The sequence below is a fragment of the Enterococcus sp. 3H8_DIV0648 genome, assembly GCF_002140655.1.
Lineage (GTDB): Bacteria > Bacillota > Bacilli > Lactobacillales > Enterococcaceae > Enterococcus_A > Enterococcus_A hulanensis.
Genome location: NZ_NGLG01000002.1, coordinates 116,728 through 121,790, shown reverse-complemented (window position 1 = coordinate 121,790; position 5,063 = coordinate 116,728). Strand labels below are relative to the sequence as shown.

Annotated in this window: 7 protein-coding genes; 4 read left to right on the top strand and 3 right to left on the bottom strand. The window is 34.7% G+C overall.

The window, feature by feature from the left end; genetic code table 11:
- Positions 1 to 150: 150 nt before the first annotated feature.
- Positions 151 to 612, bottom strand: coding sequence for a Fic/DOC family protein (locus A5875_RS17080; protein ID WP_340672810.1), 462 nt, complete (start codon positions 610 to 612; stop codon positions 151 to 153).
- Positions 605 to 793 carry a hypothetical protein gene (locus tag A5875_RS17075; protein ID WP_088934811.1) on the bottom strand — a complete coding sequence of 63 codons (189 nt, stop codon included), beginning with the start codon at positions 791 to 793 and terminating at the stop codon, positions 605 to 607. The genes A5875_RS17080 and A5875_RS17075 overlap by 8 nt, the downstream gene beginning before the upstream one ends.
- Positions 794 to 1,115: 322 nt before the next feature.
- Here A5875_RS17075 and A5875_RS17070 point away from each other — a divergent pair, with 322 nt between their 5' ends.
- Together A5875_RS17070 and A5875_RS17065 are read left to right on the top strand one after the other, a co-directional pair.
- Complete coding sequence (locus tag A5875_RS17070) at positions 1,116 to 1,358, top strand: transposase (RefSeq protein ID WP_088934810.1); 243 nt, start codon at positions 1,116 to 1,118, stop codon at positions 1,356 to 1,358.
- Between the two features lie 59 nt (positions 1,359 to 1,417).
- A complete protein-coding gene (locus A5875_RS17065) occupies positions 1,418 to 1,642 on the top strand; it encodes an IS3 family transposase (protein ID WP_088934809.1) in 225 nt (74 codons plus the stop codon).
- Between the two features lie 131 nt (positions 1,643 to 1,773).
- Here the strand turns inward: A5875_RS17065 and A5875_RS17060 are convergent, their stop codons facing one another.
- Positions 1,774 to 2,550, bottom strand: coding sequence for a hypothetical protein (locus tag A5875_RS17060; RefSeq protein WP_088934808.1), 777 nt, complete (start codon positions 2,548 to 2,550; stop codon positions 1,774 to 1,776).
- A 1,362-nt stretch (positions 2,551 to 3,912) separates the two neighbouring features.
- On the opposite strand from A5875_RS17060, the gene A5875_RS17050 reads away from it, so the two are divergent.
- Both A5875_RS17050 and A5875_RS17045 read left to right on the top strand, forming a co-directional pair.
- Complete coding sequence (locus tag A5875_RS17050; protein ID WP_207114506.1) at positions 3,913 to 4,125, top strand: hypothetical protein; 213 nt, start codon at positions 3,913 to 3,915, stop codon at positions 4,123 to 4,125.
- A gap of 6 nt (positions 4,126 to 4,131) precedes the next feature.
- The gene (locus A5875_RS17045) at positions 4,132 to 4,458 is read left to right on the top strand and encodes a hypothetical protein (protein WP_088934805.1); all 327 of its coding nucleotides are present in this window, start codon (positions 4,132 to 4,134) and stop codon (positions 4,456 to 4,458) included.
- Positions 4,459 to 5,063 lie beyond the last annotated feature (605 nt).

The following is a 5,063-nucleotide window of genomic DNA, read 5'->3' as shown; positions in this document are numbered from 1 at the left end:
AGATGTGTATAAGAGACAGACTATGAATCATATGCTCTAAAGTATTTACATCTGAATAAACAGTTCCATCCATATATTGGTGATAAATTTTATCTTCACCATCAACATTTATCAATAACTCATATCCTTTAGATAACGCTAATACTCTTATTACTTCTCGTTGCGTCCGTTTCCTTCTCTAAATGGATGCATATAATTTAAATTATCCAGAATGTTCGCCAAACAAGCAGCAATTTCAACTGAAGTATGTATATTTTCATTATAGTCACGAATCAAGGTATTCAAGTATTGTTCACCTGTAGTAAAAGCCTGCATTGCCATGAATGCTTTTCCCTGTTTTGAAATATTAACTTTTCTATAACTACCAGCCCAATCATATAAATCAGAAAAAAGACTATAGTGAATCTGGCAAACATCATTCATCGAGTAAACAAAAATTGGCGAAAAGAAAAGATCCAACGCCTTCGTTTTCACTATTTGATACTCTTTTTCCGATAGTTCAACAGAGTTTCGAATATTAAATTTATTTCTTAGGACAAAAGAATCCTGATAGGTATACTCATTATCAGGATCGTCGTAGTAATATTCTTCATAATCATTTGTTCTATTCATAAGATCTCTCTTTGTTCTTCTTGCTAATGTACAGTTTCATTTCCTCAACATCTTTCTTGCGAGGTTCCCAGCCTTCAATCATATTTGTACTCAGAGCGTACCAAACACCTTTAAAATCTCTTTGAGAATCAAACTGTACACCCATAATTGTTAACTTTTTTTTATCTATATCGAGAGTCATGAATCGACACATCCTTCCCGCTATCTAAGTCTATTATACTGGAAAATCAGTAATGGTGAGTCCAAGTAACTAGCTGGCTCAGGTGTTCGTTTCTTTGCTCTTGATTTTTTCCCAGGTTTCTTTGCCATCCTACGCCTCCAGTTTCTTTATTGAATGGTTCGATTTGTATCGACCTAAGATATAATCTTTTCCATAACTAGCATCATTTCTAACCTTCTTATCCTCATCATCAACTGGTGTTAAGATGAATTCATGGACACGATTTGGTAGAATTTAACTACTAAGAAAAGGACGTATCCAAAATGGCAAAAGCCAAGAAAAAATGGATGAACAATTCAAAAAGACAATCGTTGAGCTCTATCAGTCTGGTCAATCAGTGGAACAGTCAGCTGAGGAATATGGGATCGCTACACAAACCATTTACCGTTGGAACAAGCTTTACACCAAAAATGAAGAAACCGGTATGACTGAAGCAGAAATTCTCGCCATGAAAAAAGAAATGGCTCGTATGAAAGAGGAAAATGCCATTCTAAAAAAGGCCTTAACCATATTCGCTCAAAAGTAGAGACCGACGATGTCTACGAATTTATTCAATCCAATACAAATGATTATGACGTAAAACAGATGTGTGAAGTGTTGGAAGTACCACGTTCTAGCTATTACGATCAGCTAAAGAAAGCGCCTTCCAAACGACAAACAGAAAATGAACGCCTTAGCCGCTTGATTTCAGGGATCTACTTTGAAAACAAGGGGATCTATGATGCGCCCAAAATCCACAAATTACTTGTAGCTCGTGGAGAAGCACTCTCCCTTAAACGCGTACAAAAACTCATGCGAAAAATGAATTAGCGTTCGATCACGGTTAAAAAGTATGAGCCAGGGAAGAACGTAAAAGGAAAAATAGAGAGCCGGAAAAACCTGTTAAATCAAGATTTTACCACTACATCTATCAAAAAATGAAATCTCTTCAACAAAAGAGTTTATCTAGTTTTTCTTTTTGAAGCACTCAACTGTACTAAATTTCGTAGTGTATTGACAACGTCATAGAAATCCAGCTCATTAAATTCAAAATCATTTGACACTAATTTTCTAGGTCCACCACTTACTGCATCCATAATAAATGGGATATAAGAAAAATCATTTGAACAAGTGAGTAAATCAAAGAAATAGGCCCCCATATGATATAAAAAGGAGAGGAAATCATTACAGTCATCAAGTGATAATTTATGAGTGACTCCTAATATCTCAAAATCTAGTTTTCCATTTGCATTACGCTCATTGCTATACGCCTCCGAAATGGCAAATGTGAAATACTGATGATTATTTAATCTAATAAGAACAATTGGATAGTATGGGGAATAGTATACATTGATCGATCGAAGAGAAAAGTCTACAAAATTCCTTACACTAGTTATTAATTTCCCTTCATTCATTTGATATTTGCCATTTCTAAAAACAGCTACGTTCTGGGAGACAAAAAAACCATTTTTTGCTGAGTATAGTTCACCAAGTTTTTCTTCATCTTTAACACTGAACCGTTCAAAATATTTTCTACTTTTTTGGGTATCATATACGATGCGTTCATTTACAAAATAATCAGGAATTTCGTCCTTTTCAAATGTCGGAGGTATATATCTATCCCAATAATCAAGAGGTGTATCCAAATCACCATTTCTGACATCCCTTCTTAATCTTGATTCATCTACATCATAGATTTGTGACATTTGATATGCAGTTTTGACACCTCTATCCTTCATATATGCTCGTAAATAAGAATTTCGTAGCTCTTCTGATGAATGAATTTTACTAAATAATCCAGAGATATCTACTTCGAGTTTTTCTTTTAGTATAACTCCTGCTTCATAATTTGAAGATTTCAGAATTCCATTTCTGATTTGCCTTTGAATGAATCTATTTTTGAAATTGACCCCTAGAATTTTAGCTGCCTCCCTTAAAGGAACATAATTTTCATACCTACTATCTACTCCCTTTTCATTTTTGGTAGAACTAATATCTCAACTTTTTTTGACAAATTCAATATTATCTATCAAAGTCCGACGGAAATAACAACTATTCTCTTCTTTTTGTGTCCTTAGACTTAAATGCAGTATAAAAATTTCTTACTTTAGATTAAAGCTACAAATAAATCGTAAGGGCCTATGTGAGCAGGATTTTTTACATTTTTTCTTGAAGGTCACAGCAGACATTATATAGGTTCATTTTGAGACTTGAATACGCTATCTTATGATTTTTACGACATTACTTATTCAATATTAGTTACCATTTATACATAAGATGAACGGAGGTGTTAGTATGAAAACAAAATTAAGTCCCTAACTGATCAATCCAAGAATTACGAGCATGACAAATAAACGTCAAGAATTGCCTTCTTGACTAGAAACACTTTATTTAATTAAGCAGCGGCTCTTTCTTAACAAAATCTTCCGACAATAATCCTTCTGCGATAAGAAGTTTCGATACTTGTTTAATTGCTTTATCTTTCTGCTTTTGAACAAGATTGTCTGGTATATCAATCTTATGCAAATCAGACGGATTCCAAACTTCGCCAGTGGAGAGCATGTGATAAATCGCTGTTAACATCATTCAGCAAATTGGAAACAGGAACCCAATATTTACCGGTACTTTCCATACAAATATTGTAACAGTTGCATTCTAACAACCAGTCTTTCAATGCCAGAATCTGGTTGTTAAAAATTAAAAATCATTTTTTCTGAGAATGTAGCGTTAATTCGCCAGCTTTCGTGGTAATCACAGCCACGACTAGAAAACGCTTGTGCACATCAATGCCACAACAAACGGGATAAACGACTTTCATGATTCTTCGCCCCTTTCTATAAAGTAGCGGAGAGACAGTGACTGATCAGGGCAGCATGTAACAGGATTTGTTAAAACAATGATTAGTGTGCGGGCTCTTTGGCACCACTCATTTGTGCTTGAGCACCCTGACCTTATACTGGTTAATATACTGGTTTAAACGATTGAGGTTTCCTACAACTCACCTCACCGTGCTTTGTAGTGTGCCTCTCCTATCTACATTATAAACGGAAATTCGCGTCCGTTTTCATTACTATTTGACTCGAAGAGCGGAGCGAGTCGAGATGGAGGTTAATATGATTAAAAAGTCATTACTAGGAGAAGATTTAAAAAAAACAGTAGGCGGAGCAAACTGGAAGACTGTTTCATTTACAGATAATATGGAATGTATCAACGGAGTTGTTAAAGTTGGAAATTGTCGTGTTAAGTGGGACGTCGTCGCAAACCAAACTGTAAACAATGTAACTAATGCTCTGATTGGTGCCGGTCGGGGGTAATAAGTTTTGAAAAAATACACTGAAGACGATATTCTATTGCTGCTTAAAGAAATCCAGGTGCAATTGAGACATAGTCAAAATCAGTATAAAACAAACGCTCATACTATTATTGAAGATTCGATTATTGAGTTGTCAAAAGTACACGGCTTACAATTCAAGAATTGTCTTGATAGTATGATTCAGAGGATCAATATTGAAATTGGATTGAATGGATTTAAATTTGACTCAGCTTCCCAAAAACGATGGGACAAACTTCAAAAAGTATTTTTTAATGGATTAGGACCATGGGCAAAAACTATGACTATAGCAAGATTGTTCGGCTCCAGAATTTAATAATTAGAGCACTGTTCTCAGGTCTTTAAATATATCAAAGTTCACTCTCAAGTTAAGGGAGTAAACTTTGATTTTTTTCGTCAAATTTCGAATGCTGCTTAGTAATTCGATTTGTCATATTCACCTTGATCCAGAGGTAAACATAATTAAAAATTTTTTGAAGGATTGATTAATGATATTGTTAGATGAGGCAACTTTCACATCAATCTCCCTCTTGATTTACGCTACCTACTTTTGAGCAATTATTAGGCTTTAGTCTGGCAAGAAATGTTTCCGTGTACACAGCCATATATCAAGCTTTTTTTCGTAGATGTGAGGTCTTACCCTAAGATTCTTTCAGATTACTCGTCACCAAAACATTAGAGAAAAGAAACCCTTCAATGCGAGACTAAAAATACAGAAGGAGGAGCAAATTTTTTGCTCCTCCTTCTGTATTTTTAGTCGTTTAAAGTTTGAAGTTCTTCTAAGGTTGTTTCTGAACCAACAAATCCGTACGTTGGAGTTTTTTGATCAATTTTTACAAGTGTTGGTGAATACTTTAACCCGATTTTTTCATTAAAGAACGATCTCATTACCACTTGATCTTCACTAGATAAAGTAAAGCC